The organism is Candidatus Poribacteria bacterium, assembly GCA_026702755.1.
GTDB lineage: Bacteria > Poribacteria > WGA-4E > WGA-4E > WGA-3G > WGA-3G.
In genome coordinates this window covers 11,472-31,771 of the sequence record JAPPBX010000043.1, presented here as the reverse complement: position 1 = coordinate 31,771, position 20,300 = coordinate 11,472, and the positions used below count along the sequence as shown (strand labels likewise).

The window sequence follows — 20,300 nt, the reverse complement described above, 5'->3', positions numbered from 1 at the left end:
TAAAACAGCAAGAATCGTTAGAAATTATCCAGAAACATTTGAAAATAACAGGGGCTGGCACACACTGCCACCCCATTTTTTATAGTCGCGTAGGAACACACCATAATGAACCAAGTGGCAATCAAATCCGTACTATCAGCAATCCCAACCGGTGATTTCTTAGAAAAAGCAAAAGACCTCTTAGCAACGATAGGCTACCGCAGTGAACGCACGCTTGAACTCTCCGGCACCGTCCAGGACTTTTTTGAAGAATTCCCACCACTGAACCCGAACACCAAGACCGAACAAGAATTCCGCAAACACGCCGAATCTGTGAAACTCGTGTTCCAGTTCACAAGTGATGAAATCACTGACGATATTCAGCAAAAACTCTTCGAGTCAGATGCTTTCGACAAAGGAAACATAAAAAGTTTCCTGTTCTGTGCAGTTGAACTAAAAGATAACACCTACTCCCGAACCAAATACGCCGAATTCACAAGAGAAATTAACAAACGTCTGTTCGCACCCACTGTGATCCTATTTCGCGCCCGGAATCGTTTGACGGTCGCATTTGCCGACCGCCGTCCAGACAAAACTGATGAAGACCGCGATGTACTCGGACAAGTCACCCTCATCAAAGACATCCGCCTGAACAACCCCCATCGCGCACATCTCGACATCCTCTCCGAACTCTCACTTGAGGCATGCGTCCAATGGATAGACGACAACAGAAAACCGAAAAACTTCGACGGACTGCTGGCTGCATGGCTCGCCAAGTTGGACACCGAAGAACTCAATAAGCAGTTCTATCGAAAACTTTTCGCGTGGTATGAATGGGCAATAGAGACAGCAACATTCCCGACAGACGAAAACCGCACCTTACAACCGGAGGAGCATGTGATACGCCTCATCACACGCCTGCTCTTTATCTGGTTTATCAAGGAAAAACGATTGGTGACAGATGCGTTATTCAACAAAACACAGATCCAAGACCTACTCAAAGAGGATGACTTTGATAACGGCGATGCCTACTATCGTGCCGTGCTACAAAACCTCTTTTTCGCCACACTCAACACCGAAATAGATAAACGAAAGTTCAGCACCGTTGGCTACGCCACAAATCGCGATTTCTCACGCTATCGTTATAAAGATCAGATGCGCGACCCCGATAGACTATTGGAACTGTTCGGCAAAACACCCTTCATCAACGGCGGATTGTTCGATTGCCTCGATAGTTGGGAAGCAACGGGTGAAGCGAGTTACCGAATAGACTGTTTCTCTGATAATCAGTACCACAAGTTATCCATCCCTAACCGCCTTTTTTTTGATGCGCAGCAAGGACTCATCCCGCTACTTGAACACTACAAATTCACTGTCGAGGAGAACACACCGATAGAGCAAGAAGTGGCTTTGGATCCCGAACTGCTCGGCAGAGTGTTTGAAAATCTACTCGCTGCCTACAACCCCGAAACCGGTGCAACGGTGCGTAAACAGACCGGATCCTACTACACCCCACGGGCTATCGTTGACTACATGGTGGAAGAAGCATTGGTCGCCACGTTATCCCAAAAATGCGACCCAACCGATGGAGACGCAAAACTGTGGGATGAACGGTTACACTATCTCCTCGACTATGCCCAAGCCTTCGACGATGCCAACGAATGGTTTGATGATGTCGAAACGGACGCAATCGTCCGAGCAATTTCCGAACTCAAGGTCCTGGATCCCGCAGTCGGTTCCGGTGCGTTCCCGATGGGAATGCTCCACAAACTGACGCTCGCACTCCGCCGACTTGACCCAGATAACAACCGATGGGAAAAATTACAGAAGGAACGCGCCGTCCAACGTGCAGAAGTCGCTTTTGATACACAAGACGACGAAGCACGCCGTGAAGAACTCGTTGAAATTGACGAAACCTTCAAACGCTACCGAGATTCAGACTTTGGACGCAAGTTATACCTCATCCAAAACAGCATCTTCGGTGTAGACATCCAGTCTGTAGCGTGCCAAATCGCCAAACTCCGCTTCTTTATCTCCCTCGCAATTGAGCAGGAGCCCGAGCAGAACGCAGATAACTTCGGTATCAAACCCTTGCCAAATTTGGAGACGCGTTTTATCGCCGCAAACACACTGATTGGGCTCAAGGCACAAGGAACGTTGACGAGCAACACAGCACAAAATTTGGAAAAGGCACTGCGCGACAACCGTGAGCAGCATTTCCACGCCACCACCCGTCAACGCAAACGCACATGCAAGATTAAGGACGGAGAATTGCGAGCAGAATTGGCAACCGAACTAAAGCATTTCGGCATGCCAGCAGATGATGCTGAAAAGATCGCTAAATGGGATATCTATGACCAAAACGCCTCTGCCGATTGGTTTGATTCAGAATGGATGTTCGGAATCACAGACGGATTTGATGTGGTAATTGGCAATCCGCCGTATGTTGAGTCCAGGAACAGCTTACTATCGGATGAACAGAAAATAGCCTATGGAAAACAAGTCGTTTCTGATTGGCAAGACGCGCTGCCTCGCGGCAGCGATCTGCTAATCTATTTTTACGCCCGTTCGTCCAAATTTTTGAATGAATCTGGGAATGGATGCTTTATCACGCAAAACGCTTGGCTCAATACCGATTATGGACACAAGTTCCAACAATTCTCTGTCAACAGATTTTCCTTTTTGAAAATTATTGATAGTAGTAGCAAATTTTTCTCCGATAGTAAAAGTCAGAACATAAACACTATTATCACTCTTTTTGTTAGAGAAGCAGTGGAAGATATAGAGTATGGCGTTGTTGATGCTAACCTGATTATTAGTGACAACAAGGTAATAAAATCAAGCCAATTGATGAAGTGGGGGCACATCTTCTCAATGCCCGAATTTTATAGAGAAATACTGTCAAAGATGAGATCAGAAGCACGTAAAAATGTAAGTGACAAGATTTCTTTTGGGCAAGGATTGAATTTTCCTTTAAGCCAATTGAGTGCTGATAATTCTGATTTGCCAGTTATTGTCAAAAGTGCGCAATTTATTGCTGCTTCTGCCGACAAAAGGATAAAACCCGCGTTAGCAAGCAAGAGAATGGAAAAAATACCGGCATTAGTTATGCCCCGAGGTGTGGGCGCACGTCATTACTGTACTTTCAACTCGTGTCGGGCATTTTCATATAGTCATGTAGAATTGTATCTGCCGGAAGACCTTTGGAATTCAGAGACGCACTATTGTTTGTGGGTTTACCTAAATTCTTCTTTTGTCTGGTTGTTCAGGGAAATTACTGGTCGGAAAAATCTTGGGGGCGGATTGTTGAAAGCAGAAGCAACAGATATGAAAATGTTACCCATAGATTTTAATTTTGACTTTGAGCGCGAAGCAAAGCAGGTATTTGAGATACTTAAAGATAGAGAACCGTTGCCTGTTTCAAAGGAGATTTACACAGATGAACATTTGCTCATAGATGACATAGTTGCAGACTATTTTGGTTTTCAAGACAGACTGGAAGATATCAGAAACGCCTTAATTGAGCAGGTAAATTTCCGTCTATCGAGGGCAAAATCTTCAAAATGAGATTGATAAACTGGTCTATGAATTGTATAATTTAACGGAAGATGAGATTGCGATTGTGGAGGGGAGTGTCTGAATCGCGGATTACGCGGATGACACGGATTAACGCGGATTTTAAGGGTTTCTGTCACCGGAAGCGCATCGAAAGAAAAACATCAAACATTGACATAGAAAAACGCTCTATCATTCGGGAAAACAACTTGCCGATACCAAAGGCAATAATCCGCGAAATCTGCGTAATCCGCGATTCAGACAGTTTCGCAAAATTGAAATTGACAAACCAGCATGAACATGGTATGATTTAACATGTAGGAAAGACACATTGTAGGAGTAAGAAACAGAATAAAGTGTCTGAATCTCGGATTGTGTGGAAATCCAGTTTGCAAGGATTTAAGAGGTAGCAAAAATGCAAGAATACGATGTAGTATTATCATTTGCAGGAGAAGATAGAAAGCATGCCAAAGAGTTAGCAGATCTTCTTAAAATGAACGGCTATTCGTGCTTTTATGATGAGAATGAGCTAGCAAATCTGTGGGGCAAAAACCTGTATGACTACTTGTCATCAGTTTACAAAGACCAAGCTCACTATTGTGTGATGTTCTTGTCTAAATACTACGAACAAAAGTTGTGGACAACCCATGAACGCCAACTTGCTCAGGCAAGGGCATTTCAAGAAAACCGTGAGTATATCCTTCCCGTCCGTCTTGACGATACAGAAATTCCGGGCATTCCTCCCACAGTCGGGTATCTTGATCTACGTTTGATATCTATTGAAGAAGTCTATGAAGCTTTAATAAAAAAGTTATCAAGTACCGCATCGCAAAAAACATCGTCCGATGACAACAATGTTCCTAATCCTGAGAGTGGTAAAGAAAAATCGTTTAACTATGAACACGATCAAAATGTAAACACTGGGGACTCTAAAACACCTATAGGTCAAGAAGGTGTTAGCAAGAAGAGATATCATGAAAATGCAAACGACAAACCACTAAAAGGATTCATTACCTATTCACACGAAAATATAGAGGCGAAGAACGAATTACGAAAATGTCTCGGCGTAATGGAGCAGAATAACGAACTAGTAACATGGGATGATGGTCAACTCACGCCTGGAGATGGAGCACTTCAGGAAGATATTCTCGAAAAGGTTGCTGATTCGGATCTACTTCTCTACCTTGTCTCTGCTGCAAGTCTTGCCTCTAAAAACTGCAACAAGGAATTAGCAGAAGCATTAAACCAAGAAATAAGGATTATTCCAATTATCCTTGAGCATTGTGATTGGCTCAATCATCAACTCAGGGGTTTTGAAGTTCTTCCTGAAAAAGGCAAACCAATTTACGATATTAGCGAATGGAACCCTGAGAGCAAAGGATGGATGAGTGTGGTAGAGGGCATCCGAAAAGTTGTAAACGAAATGCGATCTCAAGCAAAGCCCTCACCGAGTGTAACACCCGAGGAAATAGAAACACTTGCTTTCTTAGCATTCCATCGGGGTAACTTCATGATGATGTTGGATCAAATAGACGAAGCGTTAAAAGTCTACTCGCGTGTAATCGAACTCAGCCTGAATAATGCTGAAGTCTATAACAATCGCGGATGTGCCTTTCAAATGAAAGGTGAGTATAACCGTGCTATAGCAGATTATAGCAAAGCAATTGAAATATCGCCTGATTGTCCTGTATTTTACAATAACCGTGGTGCTGCTTACAGTGCAAAAGGCGAGTATGACCGTGCTATAGCGGAGCATAATAAAGCCATTGAAATAAATCCGAATCATGCTAAAGCCTATAACAATCTTGCTACTGCTTATAGTGCAAAAGGCGAGTATGACCGTGCTATAGCAGCATGCAATACAGCAATCAGAATTTCTCCTGATTATACCGATCCTTATGTTAATCGTGGCGTTGCTTATGGTTACAAAGGTGAGTATGACCATGCTATAGCAGATTGTAGTAAGGCGATTAAAATAGACCCTAATCATGCTCCAGCCTACGCTAATAGAGGTAATACTTACACTAAAACAGAGATGTATGACCATGCTATAGCAGATTGTAGTAGGGCGATTGAAATAGGCCTTAATGATCCTTTTCCGTATAGCAATCGCGGATTTGCTTACAGTGAAAAAGGGATGTATGACCATGCTATAGCAGATTGTAGTAAGGCGATTAAAATAGACCCTCATTATAGCAGTGCCTATAATACACGAGGTGTAGCTTATAGTAGAAAAGAGATGTATGAGCGTGCTATAGCAGATTTTGATAAATGTATTCGTCTAAATCCTTCCAATATGATTGCACGTAAAAACCGTAAAGATGCTTTTCTGTTGAGACGCCATGCAGAATAGCCAACATAAACCAAAATTTAAACGCAATAAGTGGTTAAAACGAATTTAACCAAGCCCGAAACTACTTATTGCGAAATTGTTTTCTTAGCAGATAACTTGATTAGGACTCACACCCAAACAAGTTAGTAAACTGCTTACACCGACAGTTCCAAATCTTGGGAGACAAAGAAGATGAATAAAGTCAGAGTTTTCGCAGACTTCCACAACGCAGATGTAAAAGGCAGGGTGCGACTGAGCTGCGTTGGTACAATAGAAGATCTCGAACGTCACGGAATTGTGCTGCGAGAGGGACAATCCCTTATCATCTATAGCGAAGAGCTTGAGGTTGAGGGGATTGTTCACTATTCAGAAGAAGAAAAGTTGTGGACAGCGGTGATTGATTGGGATGCCATTCGAGAAGTCCAACCTATAATCCCTCAACCCGCAATTCAAGCCATCAGCCACAGGCAAGCCATCAGCCACATGATGGAGAAAAATGGGCAAACGGTGGCTACATTACTGAGATGAAAATGAATACTATGTAGGTTTGAAATAGGTGTATGACACAATTTCAGGCCGAAAAGTCTGGAAATCAAGAGGTTGATTCTCACACAACTCACTTACGGATTAAAAGATGAACCTTGGCGATAGAATACCCTCTTCAATCCGCGTCCTTCGTGATAATCCGCGATTCAGACGGACGCGCAGCGCATCCCCCCGAGGCTTATTCCCTTCAAGCCGCCAAACCAACCATTGATCCTGTTTCGTGAAAGTAAATTTTGGATGCACAAAGAACAAAATCCGCGTCATCCGAGATTTAGAAAAAGGGGCAATGAATCGCCCAACTACGAACAGAGCCACTCTTAAAATCCGCGTAATCTATTTAGTCCGCGGTAATCTGCGATTCATATAAAATAGCAATTGACAAACACACCCCTAAATTGTATAATCTGATTAAGGATTGTGGTTGAAGGAACATAGAATCAAGAAATATCGCATGAACACACCAGTAGAAATATCCAGTTTAGCAGACTACATCAACCAAATAGACACGATAACCAATCCCGAAAAAAGCTACCTCTATCGTGGTCAGGAAAACGAGACATGGCGTATAACCAGTAGTGCCTATCGTCGCTTGGTAAGCAGTTCCGAGGATTTGGGACGGGAAGACGATCTTCTGCCTTATCCGTTGCGCGATTTGTACCAGAATTATCTCCTTGAAATTATTGATGAGATTAAACTGAGGTATCCATCTACATATAGAGACCTGTCCGCTTTAGAGTGCATGGCGCATTTACAGCATAATCGTGTTGCTACAGGCTGAATTGATTTTACCTTTGCTCCATTAGTCGCTCTCTGGTTCGCGTGCACTAATGAGAACATAAATGGCAAGGTTATTGTGCTGGAAAACAATAGTGAGAAAATTGAAGAGATAACAACTATTGAACAGCTTCAACAAGATTTGGCAGTACTTTTTCCGACTGATCAAGAAGATTGGTATCTATGGTCTCCGACGCTGGACAGTCAAATAGTGGAAACCCAACGGTTGATTATGCAGCAATCGGTGTTCCTATTCGGTTTACCGGAAATAGATACAGCAATGATCACACAAGAAATTACAATCCGTAGCGGTGACAAAGCAGATATCAAAACGGCGTTAGAAAAAATGGGAATCTCGGAAAAAACCTTATTTTCCGACTTACTCGGTTTTTTTGAAAGAAATAGTGCTACACAACCTTATAACTTATCAGTTGACGCACTTGACTCCTGAAGGACACTGTTATGAACAACAAATTAACTGATAGGGACGACCTTTTTTCCAAACATTCGCGACGCGGGAACCAGAGGCTGTTCGCGAGAAAATACGACGAAGCCATTGAAGAATACAGTAGAGCAATAGAACTGAAACCCGATTACGCCCCTATCTATAGTATACGCGGCTACGCTTATCGCATCAAAGGTGATTTTGAATCTGCCATCAAAGACTATAATAAACTAATACAACTCAGGCCCGATAATGCTGATGCCTATTGTGGTCGTGGGATCGCCTACAGCAAAAAAAGTGAGTTTGCGCGTGCCCTACAGGACTTCAGAAAGGCGATAGAAATTAAACCAAATTTCGCCGATGCCTATAACGGTCGTGGCTTGACATACCATCAGATGAATCAAGTAGACCAAGCCCTTCAAGACTTCGACAAAGCAATAGAGCTCAGACCCGATTTTGCCAAGGCGTATAACAATCGCAGCTCGGTTTACAAAGATAAAGGTGATATTGATAAAGCACTTGAGGACACGAGTAAGGCAATAGAATTCCAGCCTAATTTGGCGTATGCCTATAATAATCGTGGAAACGCTTACGTTATGAAAGGGATAACAAGTCTCGCTATCAAGGACTTTAACAAAGCGATACGCCTAAATCCTGAACTTGCCGAAGCATATTGCAATCGCGGCGTTGCTTATGAAAATAGTGGTGAACTTGAATGTGCCATCCAAGACTATACAAAAGCGATAGAACTTCAACCTGATTATGCAGTAGCGTATAACAATCGCGGAGTGGTTCAGAAGAAAAAAGATGAGATTGATCTTGCCATTAAAGACTTTGACGCGGCGATACAAATCAAATCAGACTTCGCTCACGCGTACAGTGGTCGTGGTTACGCTTATTATGCCAAAGGCGAATTTGACCGAGCCATTGTAGACTACAACAAAGCAATAGAACTCAAGCCAAACTTTGCCGAAGCATATAATAATCGTGGTCTTGTTTACTTAGTTGAAGGTGAACTGGAACTTGCCATCGACGACATGGACAAAGCGATTGAATCTAATCCCGATTATGCCGAAGCATATTACAATCGCGGCGTGGTATGGTCAAGGCTGCAGCAGTGGGAAAATGCAAGATTGGACCTGAAAGTTGCGAATATCATAGGAAAAAACAGTATCAACGCATTCCACCATATCAACAGAAACATCGTAAATCTTGAAGGGAGCCCCGATGTCAACCCGCCAGAAGACATCGCTGCACTGCTAACACCCTCGCAGGCATAGCAGCCCAACAAAACTATCCGCTTAGCAGATCACTTGATGTTACAGAGTATCAATCCGCGAAATCCGTGTCATCCGTGAAAATCCGCGATTCTGACAATAATCCGCGTCATCCGTGCCATCCGCACCCTCCGCGATTCTGACAGAAAATAACGTCCCACTCAAATAGCACCCCGCACCCCTAAATTTTGACTGAATATTTACGCATCCCAAAAAATCTTGAAAAAAGTACCCAAATATGGGATAATGTATAGTGGAATCAAAATATCACGGTAGGGCGAAACTTGCACGCCCAGATTACAAAGCAAAGGAGAAAATACGCAAGATGCCACTAAACAGAAAAATCCGTTACGGCATGGTAGGCGGCGGACCGGATGCGTTCATCGGTGCCGTCCATCGGAAAGCCGCGGCACTCGACGGGGAAATCGACCTCGTCGCTGGCGCGTTCTCATCATCACCCGAAAAATCTAAGCAACAAGGTGCTGAACTCTTCCTTGACGCAGACCGAGTCTACGGCTCTTACCACGAAATGGCAGAAAAAGAGAGCCAACTGCCCGAAGGCGAACGCATTGATTTCGTCTCAATCGTAACACCAAACCACGTCCATTTCGATGTCGCCAAAACCTTCATTGAAGCCGGGTTCCATGTCGTCTGTGACAAGCCGATGACCACAACGGTTGCTGATGCTGAATCCCTCTGCAGCCTCGTCAAACAGCACGATGCCATCTTTGCACTGACACACAACTACACAGGTTATCCGATGGTAAAGCAGGCGCGTGAACTCGTGAAAGAGGGGAAACTCGGAGTGCTTCGCAAGATCGTCGTAGAATACCCCCAGGGCTGGCTCGCCACATTCTTAGAAAACGAAGGCGCGAAACAAGCTGTCTGGCGCACAGACCCCAAACAAGCGGGTGCATCTTCATGTATCGGAGACATCGGTTCCCACGCCGAGAATTTGGCACACTACATCACGGGATTGGACATCGAAGAAATCTGTGCAGACATGACCACTTTTGTAGAGGGACGCTTGTTAGAAGATGACGGCAATCTACTGGTGCACTATGAAAACGGTGTCCGCGGCGTTCTGTATGCATCACAAATCTCGGTCGGTGAAGAAAACAATCTACGCATTCGCGTCTACGGCACTGAGGCTTCACTGGAATGGCATCAGGAGAACCCGAACTATCTCTACGTCCGTTTCCCGGACGGTCCCGAACAGGTTTACAAACGCGGTAACGACTATCTATCGGAGATCGTCCAGCACAACTCACGGATACCCTTTGGACACCCAGAGGCATTTATTGAAGCATTCGCAAATATCTATGTGAACGCCGCACGCACGATGGCAGCGAAAATCGCAGGCGAGGGCCCTGCTGAATTTGATACCGATTTCCCGACCGTTCAAGACGGTGCCCGCGGCGTACATTTTATTAACGCTGCCGTAGAAAGCGGCAAACAGCGTGCATGGATTGATGCAAGCTACACGCCACCGGCATAATCTTTTCGTAAGGCAACATAGAACAAAACGCCCGTGTATTCAGGCATCTCACGAAAATGGGAGGCACCCCAATGGATACCTATAAAGAAGGGACGCATATCCCTTACGCCCCTACAGAGGACGATGAACTTTATCCTGACTCGGATGGAAAACCTATGGCGGTTAGCGACACTCACAGACGTATCCTTACGCGGACGTTACAAGCCCTTGACGCACATTTTGAAGAAAGACTGGAAGTTTATGTTTCTGGCGATATACTCATGTATTATGTCGAGGGAGACCCACGTCAATCGGTTTCACCGGATGTCCTGGTCGCTTTCGGCTTAGGTAAGAAACCTCGGCGGAGTTATCTTGTCTGGAAGGAGGGGAAGGTCCCTGACTTCGCGATGGAGTTCTCCAGCAAAGGTACCTATCGCAACGACTTGGGGCGCAAGATGGAACTCTACGCTTCATTGGGAATCCAAGACTATTTTTTGTATGATGCCGAGGGTCTATATTTACCCTCGCCTATAATGGGCTTCACTTTGGTTGATGGTTTGTACGTCCCAATTTCGGCAGATCCAGATGGGGGTCTGCACTCCGCTGCGCTCGGTTTAGATTTCTATGTGGGTGATGTCGGTTTAGATATCTATGATCCAGTTGCGGATGCTTGGTTGCAGACACCCGCGGAGTCAGCATCCGCACGCGCTGATGAAGAAGCCGCTGCACGCCAGAGAGCTGAGGCAGAACTCGCAGAACTCCGAGAAGAGATCGAACGCTTGAAAGCACGCAGCTAATCTTAACTTTTCTCCAGGCACTCTGCTTTCACAGCACAATTTAGGATTGTAAAAACTGGACTACCTTTTTGACTCGCTAAAACAGCACTTGGAAACCAGAAATTACGCCTAAGTTGGGATATTAGGAGCGTTCTTACGAAACCCTCCTAAACGAACCGCAAGGAAAATAAAAATACGAAGGAGCAACACTATTATGGCAAGACCTGTAACACTCTTTACAGGCCAATGGGCAGATTTAACGTTAGAAGAGTTAGCAGAAAAAGCGAGCGGATGGGGCTATGACGGCTTAGAACTCGCCTGCTGGGGTGACCACTTTGAAGTGGATAAAGCACTTGCAGACGACAACTACTGCCAAGGCAGACACGACCTCCTCGCGAAATACGGACTAAAGGTCTGGTCAATCAGCAACCACCTCGTCGGACAAGCCGTCTGCGATAACATCGACAGTCGGCATCAAGGCATTTTGTCAGAGGCTATTTGGGGCGATGGCGATCCCGCAGGCGTTCAAGAACGTGCCGCTGAGGAAATGAAAAACACTGCTCGCGCTGCCGCAAAACTCGGCGTGAATGTTGTTAACGGTTTCACGGGCAGCTCTATATGGCATCTTCTCTACTCTTTCCCCCCGAACGATCCAGGGCAAATTGATGCCGGTTTTGAAGACTTTGCGAACCGTTGGAACCCGATTTTCGATGTCTTTGATGAGGTGGGTGTCAAGTTCGGACTTGAAGTCCATCCGACCGAAATCGCTTTTGACATTGTCACTGCAGAACGCGCAATTGAGGCGGTCGACGGCAGAGAGGCATTCGGATTTAACTACGATCCAAGTCACCTCGGTTACCAAGGGGTTGACTACGTCGCCTTCCTTGAACGGTTGAGCGACCGAATTTATCACGTCCACATGAAGGATGTCTGGTGGGCAGACACGCCGAGGTTATCTGGTGTGTTCGGCGGACATCTGAACTTCGGCGATGCCCGAAGAAATTGGGATTTCCGATCCATCGGTCGTGGTAATATCAACTTTGAAGAGATCATCCGGGCACTGAACAATATGGAATATGACGGTCCGCTTTCTATCGAATGGGAGGACAGCGGTATGGACAGAGAACACGGTGCCCGTGAATCCTGTGCCGCCGTCAAGGGCTACGATTTTGAACCTTCTGCTGTAGCATTCGATGCTGCCTTTGAAGAATAAGAAACTCAAATACTGCTTCGGCGGGTCACTGTGCCCGCCGACCTTATCAGAGGTGATCCATGAAAAACGATGATGTTGAACTTATTCACCGCGTCCTCGGAGGCGATGATAGTGCGTTCTGCTTAATTGTGGAGAAATATCAAGCACCGATTCATGAACTCACATTGCGTAAAACCGGAGATGCTCGTATCGCTGAAGAGATTACGGAAGACATTTTCCTGAAAGTCCACCAGAAGTTGGATATGTTGAAGGAACCGCAGGGTTTTGAGAGTTGGATTCATGTAATAGCGACGCATTGCTGCATTGATTGGCTACGTAAAAAGCGTTTAGCAAGGCAATTGTTTGAACGTCCAAACACGGAGACTGAAGCACAAAGCAAATAGGAATACACGTATGGCGAAAGGCACGGTTTACGGTCCTGAATCTCGGACTTTTTACGATCGATGCACTGGCACGCAAATCCGGCAGGTGACGACCGCGTCTGCCCTGCACCACCATCCCTTTTTCATCATACCCGCGTATGACAACGCCATGCAGCGGTTGATTTTTATCTCGTACCGAACCGGCACCGCACAGATATTCGCGGAAGAACGCGCCACAAATGAACTGCGTCAATTAACAGACAGACCAGATATTGAAGAGTGGTCTGTGCATCCCTCGCGAGACGGAAAAGCGGTTTTCTTCACTGCTGGCACAAGCGGTTGGCGACTCGATCTGGAGACACTGGAGGAACGAGAACTCGTTAATTTTGACGAAACTTGCAAGTCAAAACTTGCTGTTAAACGGGCTGCCACAGCGATGAAAGAAAAGGGGATGGTCGCTGCCGCTATGGGGACAACATCCGTCAGCCATGATGACCGGTGGTGGGCAGTCAGATTTAACTACCCCTCCCAAGCAACGAACGGAGACATCGGTAAAGAAGCAGCACTCGCTATTGTAGATACAGACACCGGCAAACACGATATTATCTTACAAAGAGACAGCATCGGACACCTTCAATTTTGTCCTGATGATTCTAACCTGCTCTACTATGCGGGTCCGCTCACCGATCGGGTATGGGTAATTCATCGCGATGGAAGCGGGAACCGTCGCCTTTACGCTCAGAATATTGAAAAGAATGAATGGATCACACATGAAACATGGATTCCTGGGACGCGCGAACTCGCTTTCGTTGACTGGCCCCGAGGTATGAGATGCGTCAACGCCGATACAGGTGTAATTCGACAGGTGACAACGTTCAACGCATGGCACGCCATTTGCAATCCTGCTGGAACGCGCATGGTAGCAGATACCAACTTCCCAGACATTGGCATCCAAACTTTCGATCCGCGTGACGGCATTGGTGAACCACAAACCCTCTGTTATCCTAATGCTTCATCTATCGGTGCGCATTGGAACGGCCCCTTCCCGTATGCTGGGGGTCCGGTTCACGTCTACGCGCCTCAGCATACACATCCGCATCCATCGTTCAGTCCAGACGGACAACATATCGTATTTACATCGGATCGAAGTGGATATGCTCAAATCTACGAAGCAACGTTCAGTGAAACATAAACAAGATTTCGGAAACCTCGGAAAGAAAGAACCTCATTGAAATGAAATGCTCTTTTACTGAAAGACTGACAACCGATAACTGATAACTAAAAAAAATGGAGATAAAAAATGCCAATCGTCATACCGCGTCTTATTGTTGAGGTGTTCCAACATACAAACTTCCGCGGCAGAATGGGATATGTTGTAGAACCTGTTCAGCATACGCGCACTATTGGATTTCAAGACAATATATCTTCTGTTCGTATCTATAAGGGGCCAAACTTCTCGTCAAATCCGAACTATAAAGCCATCTTTTACCAGCACGTTAACTACCGCGGTAAAAAGTTGGCACTCGGTCCCGGATTTTACCCGAACTTGCACGATACCTCCTACAATTTTGCGGACAGAATCTCCTCCATTAACTTCGGCTCCACATTGGAAGTCGTTGGACCCGAGTGGGGAACGATTCCGCTGATTGTGGATTGCTATGAACACGTCGAATTCCGAGGCAGAAAAATCACAATCCTACGTGATATTGCCAACCTACGCGATGCTCAAGGCGGAACTTGGTTTGAAGACCGGATATCCTCAATTCGTATCTTTAAAGGTCCCGATTTCCCACGAGATGGCGCGGAAGTCGTTTTCTATGAACACCCCGACTTTGAAGGGGCACCCTTACCGATCCGTATGGAACCCTCGGAATATAAAAAGGAACTGCCGAACCTCCATTTACTCCCGCAAAACTTCGGGGATTCTATCTCCGCCATTAAGATTGAAGGATGGGCATCCTCTGGCGAGTTCACGGAGATGGTTTTTGAAGATGAATTCATTGGAAACAATATGCGTCCAGAATGGCGATGGGAAGATCCGAAAGGTGGCGGCGCATGGTCAGAACGCCAAGGCTATCTCGAAATGCGGACTGAACCCGGACAAGACCTGTGGCACGGTCCAGACGGTAGAAGTGGTGATATGAGTGCACCACGGCTCCTCATGGAAATAGTAGGTGATTTCGCCATCGAAACTCGCATGCGAATCTCGCCACAATTGAAAGAGCACGGAGGTTTACTGGTATGGAAAAATCCAAACAGGTTCCTCCGTTTAGAGAAAACCTCAGGACCGCATGCCTTTAGAGGTGATGTCCGATTTGAACGCCATGTTGGACGCTCCTTCAATTTGCGTGGACGCAGTAGTGGACTCAGAAATGTGCGAGAACTCTTCTTACGTCTGGAACGCAGAGGGAACCAATTCTCGTCTTTCGCCAGTGATGACGGCATCCAATGGAGAAGCTGCGGACAAACGAATGTCGGCATGGGAAATTCAGTACATGTTGGCGTACACGCGCTGTGTCCCGGAAACATCCCACCAACCTTAACCCGCTTCGACTTCTTCCGGGTGTTCAAGCGGAAGAGTGAGGTCGCTGAATATCGCCCCATTACGGCTGTACAACACGATCAAATGACCGATGAGGAACGGGAACGTCGAGATGCTGATCGCCGAGAACGTGCAATGCGGGACATGTTCTAAACGCTCTATTTCTGTCACTGGAACGCGATGGGATGCAACGCATTCGTATATAGGTGCTCAAACAAACTGAAATTATAGGTCGTGGCATTCATGCCTCAACGATCTGATACCACTTTAACAGGTGGAAGGAGTGAATCATGTATCTAAAAAGCGGTGCTCGTTTTCAGGATAGACATTTTGTGAAAAATTCACAGTGCTTCACAGTCTTTGCGAATGCCAAATGCGCATTCGCCTTTCTCCTTCTCGCGCTTCTCTTATGGAACGCGCCGCCAGCCGATGCAATCACCGGTGCAGTTGAAAATGGTTTAGTCGCTTATTGGTCTTTCGACAAAGACACAGTAAAAATTAAAAAAGAGGCAGTAGATATCTTTTCAGGGCTCGCTGCCGCTGTTAAGGGGGACCCCGAACTTGCACCTGCTTCTGACTGCCAAGTCGGCGAGTGCATCCTTTTCGATGGCAGTGTTGACCGCCTCCTCGTTGAAGATTCAAACCCACCGAAAATTGACCGTGATTGGGATGAGATCACTTTGGAATGCTGGGTCTACATCAACGCCCTCGATGACAGTTGGAATCGGATTATCTCACTCGACGATATGCCAGCAAACACCGCAGTCGCGAGCCTTTACTACGACGATGATGATAACCAACACGGCTTCTTCATCAGAGCCGGTGGTCAATCAACCCAAGCAGCGAAAGACAATGTACTGGAAGATATTCCGCTTGAAGAGTGGCTGCACCTTGCCGGCACTTATGACGGTGAAACGGTTCACTACTATGTGAATGGAAAGCAGGAAAAGAGGTACGCCATGAAGGGTGGTAAAATCCCAAAAGGTGGGCTTTTCCTCGGTATTGGAGACCGTTCAGATGGGTGTGATTGCGATACAATTCAGGGGTATATCGACGAATTCCGTATCTATGACCGCGTCTTGAGTGCAGCAGAGGTTCAAAACAATATGAAAGCCACAGGGCTCGATGTCAGCCCCTCTGTGAACCATTTAAGCACTACGTGGGGTCACATCAAAGCCAGACGAAGATAATTTTTTCTGAATATATGTACAGGAGCGTTTTCCCTAAACCCGTCCAAACGAACCGCAAGGAAAAGTAAAAAAATGGAAACGATTGGAATTGGTGTTATTGGGTGCGACGATATGGGGAGACACCTTGCCATCAGTGCGCATGCTGTTGAAGGCTTAGAGGTTATCTACGTTAGCGACTCGCAAGAAGCACTGGCTGAAAAACTTGCAGCAGACCTCAATGTGTCATGGACATCGGATTATCATGAATTGCTCTCAGATGACCGGGTTCATGTGGTGTTAATTGCTACGCCACCTTCACAGGAGATCGTAACTGATACGGTGGCAGCTGGTAAATATAATTTTCATAGCATAGCACCACTCGACACAGAAGGAATTCAACAGATGCTCATTGAACATTTACTCCCGCCAGAGGAATTTTTTGATAACCTTAGAAACACGTAGATATTTATTAGTAGGTGCATCATTAGCGAGGTTTCCAAATCCCTTCCTGATAAGATAAGTTAGAGATTGGTTTCTGATCGAAGGTGTATACGTAATTACAAATCCACCGTAATTAAACGGAGAGATAAATTATGGAAACGATAGGAGTTGGTGTTATCGGATGCGGCGGCATGGGCAGAAGCCTCGCGAATGGCGCACACGCCGTTGAAGGGATAGAAGTCATCTGCGTCAGCGATGTGCAAGACGCACTGGCAGAAAAACTTGCCACAGACCTTGATGCATCTTACACGTCGGATTACCATGAACTACTTGCCGACGATCGGATTCAAGCAGTCCTGATAGCGTCACCGCCGTTTATGCATTCACCCATGGCAGTCGATGCAGCAAACGCAGGCAAACACGTTTTTTCCGAAAAACCAATGGCACCGACGCTGTCCGATTGCGATGCGATGATTGCTGCCGCCGAGAAAAACGATGTAAAACTTACTATCGGTTTGGTGTGTCGTTATCACGCGACGCACTCCAAAGTCCGCGAGATCGTGCAAAGCGGTGAACTCGGCGCGCCCGCTTGTATGATGGTGCATCGTATCGGTGGACCTTGGAGCAGTGGGTATAGTCATACCCCATGGCGATTAGAACGTGCGAAATCCGGTGGGACCCTCATGGAAATCAACGCACACGAAATCGACTTTATGCGCTGGACCTGTGGGGATGTCACCGCTGTCTATGGTGCTGGTGGACAATACGGACCAGATAAGAGCGACTATCCAGATGTCGTTCTTGCTTCTTTGAATTTTGTAAACGGTGCAGTCGGTTTGCTCCATTCCAGTCATGTGTCTGCCGTTGGTGGATACGGTGGACGTGTCGATTGTGAAGGCGGTTCCATCTACTTCCCACAGACCTGGGGTGGCGACGCAACTATCCAGATAAAACCCTTTGAGGGTGAAGGACGACAGATTAAAATCGCAGATATTACGGTACCCCCACCGGTTCAAGAAGAGATCCGCGTCTTCGTGGAGGCGATCCGTAACGATACACCACCGCCGATCACAGGATTAGACGGGCGCGCCGCAGTCGAAATCGCACTTGCCGCATACCAATCCGTAGAGAGTGGACAATCTGTTCCGTTACCTCTTTGATAACAAGCGGAGATAAATGTTAATGCCTAACCCCCTTCATTGAACCACAAGGAAAAGTAGAAAGTTAGCCAAAGATCGCAAGTCCGAAATGTAATGGAGGGGTTTTTGCTTGGGGTGTTTTTGCTTGGGTATTTCTGCGTATTGCTTGGGTGTTTCTGCGGATTTCTGCGGATTTCTTCAGCTATACGGTGGGCGGATATGAACGCTTAACCTCTCTGAACGAACCGCAAGGAAAATTAAAAAAAGGAAAATTAAAAATATGAGGATTTCAGTCTGGGATGGTGGACTTTCAGATAGTTACCTAAAACAGGTTACACAACTCGGTGCCGACTGCATTGACTTCGGAAACGGCGGTGCTTTCCCCGGCGTTAGTGAACAGGGTTACCCCGATTTAGACGAAGTACTGAAAATCAAGAAACAGATCCGTTCATGGGGACTCGACATCAACCGCGTAACGCTTCCGAATATCACAGAGAAGTTCATGACGGGACAACCCGATGGTGAAAAGGAACTGGAGAACACATGTAATGCGCTTCGGGTCTTCGCCGAAGCCGGTGTGCCTATCGCACGGCAACGCTTCTGGGGAGATACCTTTGATTATCTCATGACGCGTTATCCTTCTGTCCATAGGGGTGGATATACCTCACGCGGCGAAAGCCGTGCCGCCACCAAGAATCCGCCAGACACACCCACAATGGAAGCACTCGACGAATGGTGGAAACGCTTCACCGAGGTCTACGGTGCACTCGTCCCTATCGCCGACGACCACGACATTAAACTCGCCATCCATCCATCAGACGTGCCAAACCCGGATACACCGCTCGGCAGCCTCGGCTTTCATCGTGTCATCGATGCGTTTCCCAGTAGGAACGTTGGCTACCTTTACTGTTGCGGCACCCGTGCCGAAGCGGGTGGTAGCACCATTGTCCTCGACGAAATCAACAACTACGGACGTAAAGGACGCATCTTCATGGTTCACCTGCGAAACGTACGTGGAAGTCTCTCAACGGCTGGTGCGTTCGAGGAAGTCCTCCTCGACGATGGCGATATGAACGCCTTCAAAATTGTCCGAGAACTCCAAAAGGTCGGATTTGACGGGTGTATCAACGCCGATCATATTCCGAGATTAGAAGGCGATGTCGGGTTAGCCTATTCCGTTGGCTACATCAAGGCACTGTTTGCAGCATTGGCGACATAATTTTCAATCTACATGTGTACACGGTAGAACCCCTTACCCCTCAAAACCAGAACGAGTGGGACACCATTATTCGGCAGTGTCCGGGGAGTACTGCCTTCCAAAGCCTCGCGTGGCGAGATGCATTAGCGAGTTCGTTCAGACAACTTACCCCAGTCTATTCACTCATTAGGCAAGAAGACGCAATTGTAGGTGTGCTGCCCGCCTTCGTCTTTCAGCCGATACCGGGCATCCGTTTATGGCACTCAATGCCGTGGAACCTATTTGGCGGTGTCCATCTTATAGATTCATCACAGGCAAACCCCGAAGCGTTGATAGCATCCGTTGAAACGGCAGCAATGGAAAGAGGGTGGTGTGAGATCCGCTGGACGTTGACACCAGAACACACCGCGATCTACGGTGATCTTCTCACGGAAATCGGCTATGAATGTACAACTCACTTCACACATCTTTTAAAGACAAACGGGGACATTGATACGCTCTGGCACGCCTATAACAAACGCGTGCGAGGTGCAGTGCGAAAAGCGGAAAAATCGGGTGTAGAAGTCACGAATACGGACAACCCAGAGGCGTTATCCACATTCTACAACATGTATCTCACAACGGTAAAACGATTGGGAGGCACGCCGAAGCCACAATCACTCATGCAAACGCTTTTAGAGCAGAAAATCGCCAGACTTGCTATCGCGACATATCGCGGGACAATGATCGCGGGATTGCTCTATCTACATTTCAACCGGACCCTAACCTTGTGGTGCGAGGCATCCGTGCCAGAATTTTTGAAATACCGCCCTAACAACGCGATTTTCCACTACATCATTACACAAGCGTGTCGTGAAAAATATGAATGGGTGGATTTCGGGGCATCGCCTCCGGAGAACACAGGGTTAATCGCGCATAAAGAACAGTATCGCGCCGTTCATACAGATTTCGCCAGCTACACAAAGATCCTTTCACCACTGAAAAGGGCACTGTGGGCCCAGAGTGAGGGAGCACTTCGCCAAATTTATACGTGGATGCAGTGAGACAGAACAGCCTATCTTACTTATAAAGGAAC

Annotated in this window: 17 protein-coding genes; all 17 read left to right on the top strand. The window is 46.6% G+C overall.

The features are described from left to right. Positions 1 to 105 precede the first annotated feature (105 nt). Positions 106 to 3,546, top strand: a complete 3,441-nt coding sequence (locus tag OXH39_08185; protein MCY3550427.1) for an Eco57I restriction-modification methylase domain-containing protein — start codon at positions 106 to 108, stop codon at positions 3,544 to 3,546. Between the two features lie 403 nt (positions 3,547 to 3,949). After that, positions 3,950 to 5,887: a tetratricopeptide repeat protein gene (locus OXH39_08180; GenBank protein MCY3550426.1), complete on the top strand. Its 1,938-nt coding sequence runs from the start codon at positions 3,950 to 3,952 to the stop codon at positions 5,885 to 5,887. Positions 5,888 to 6,058: 171 nt separating this feature from the next. Beyond that, a complete protein-coding gene (locus OXH39_08175) occupies positions 6,059 to 6,394 on the top strand; it encodes a hypothetical protein (GenBank protein ID MCY3550425.1) in 336 nt (111 codons plus the stop codon). A gap of 469 nt (positions 6,395 to 6,863) precedes the next feature. Continuing rightward, the gene (locus tag OXH39_08170) at positions 6,864 to 7,190 is read left to right on the top strand and encodes an FRG domain-containing protein (GenBank protein MCY3550424.1); all 327 of its coding nucleotides are present in this window, start codon (positions 6,864 to 6,866) and stop codon (positions 7,188 to 7,190) included. A gap of 75 nt (positions 7,191 to 7,265) precedes the next feature. Then, positions 7,266 to 7,637, top strand: coding sequence for a hypothetical protein (locus tag OXH39_08165; protein ID MCY3550423.1), 372 nt, complete (start codon positions 7,266 to 7,268; stop codon positions 7,635 to 7,637). A gap of 11 nt (positions 7,638 to 7,648) precedes the next feature. Further along, on the top strand, positions 7,649 to 8,911 hold the full coding sequence (locus tag OXH39_08160; protein MCY3550422.1) for a tetratricopeptide repeat protein: 1,263 nt from the start codon (positions 7,649 to 7,651) through the stop codon (positions 8,909 to 8,911). Positions 8,912 to 9,233: 322 nt separating this feature from the next. After that, positions 9,234 to 10,406 carry a Gfo/Idh/MocA family oxidoreductase gene (locus OXH39_08155; GenBank protein MCY3550421.1) on the top strand — a complete coding sequence of 391 codons (1,173 nt, stop codon included), beginning with the start codon at positions 9,234 to 9,236 and terminating at the stop codon, positions 10,404 to 10,406. Between the two features lie 71 nt (positions 10,407 to 10,477). Continuing rightward, complete coding sequence (locus OXH39_08150; GenBank protein ID MCY3550420.1) at positions 10,478 to 11,182, top strand: Uma2 family endonuclease; 705 nt, start codon at positions 10,478 to 10,480, stop codon at positions 11,180 to 11,182. Positions 11,183 to 11,375: 193 nt separating this feature from the next. Further along, a complete protein-coding gene (locus OXH39_08145; protein MCY3550419.1) occupies positions 11,376 to 12,374 on the top strand; it encodes a sugar phosphate isomerase/epimerase in 999 nt (332 codons plus the stop codon). Positions 12,375 to 12,433: 59 nt separating this feature from the next. Further along, positions 12,434 to 12,757 carry a hypothetical protein gene (locus tag OXH39_08140; GenBank protein MCY3550418.1) on the top strand — a complete coding sequence of 108 codons (324 nt, stop codon included), beginning with the start codon at positions 12,434 to 12,436 and terminating at the stop codon, positions 12,755 to 12,757. Positions 12,758 to 12,767: 10 nt separating this feature from the next. Then, complete coding sequence (locus tag OXH39_08135) at positions 12,768 to 13,928, top strand: oligogalacturonate lyase family protein (protein MCY3550417.1); 1,161 nt, start codon at positions 12,768 to 12,770, stop codon at positions 13,926 to 13,928. 108 nt (positions 13,929 to 14,036) lie between these two features. Continuing rightward, positions 14,037 to 15,431 (top strand): beta/gamma crystallin-related protein, encoded by a 1,395-nt coding sequence (locus OXH39_08130; protein ID MCY3550416.1) that lies wholly within the window; start codon positions 14,037 to 14,039, stop codon positions 15,429 to 15,431. A 179-nt stretch (positions 15,432 to 15,610) separates the two neighbouring features. Next, positions 15,611 to 16,468 (top strand): LamG domain-containing protein, encoded by an 858-nt coding sequence (locus OXH39_08125; GenBank protein MCY3550415.1) that lies wholly within the window; start codon positions 15,611 to 15,613, stop codon positions 16,466 to 16,468. 72 nt (positions 16,469 to 16,540) lie between these two features. Further along, entirely contained in the window at positions 16,541 to 16,909 is a 369-nt protein-coding gene (locus tag OXH39_08120) for a Gfo/Idh/MocA family oxidoreductase (protein ID MCY3550414.1), read from the top strand. A gap of 131 nt (positions 16,910 to 17,040) precedes the next feature. Continuing rightward, the gene (locus OXH39_08115) at positions 17,041 to 18,048 is read left to right on the top strand and encodes a Gfo/Idh/MocA family oxidoreductase (GenBank protein ID MCY3550413.1); all 1,008 of its coding nucleotides are present in this window, start codon (positions 17,041 to 17,043) and stop codon (positions 18,046 to 18,048) included. Positions 18,049 to 18,307: 259 nt separating this feature from the next. Further along, on the top strand, positions 18,308 to 19,246 hold the full coding sequence (locus OXH39_08110) for a mannonate dehydratase (protein ID MCY3550412.1): 939 nt from the start codon (positions 18,308 to 18,310) through the stop codon (positions 19,244 to 19,246). Continuing rightward, positions 19,147 to 20,268, top strand: a complete 1,122-nt coding sequence (locus OXH39_08105; protein MCY3550411.1) for a GNAT family N-acetyltransferase — start codon at positions 19,147 to 19,149, stop codon at positions 20,266 to 20,268. Before OXH39_08110 ends, OXH39_08105 begins: the two co-directional genes overlap by 100 nt. Positions 20,269 to 20,300 lie beyond the last annotated feature (32 nt).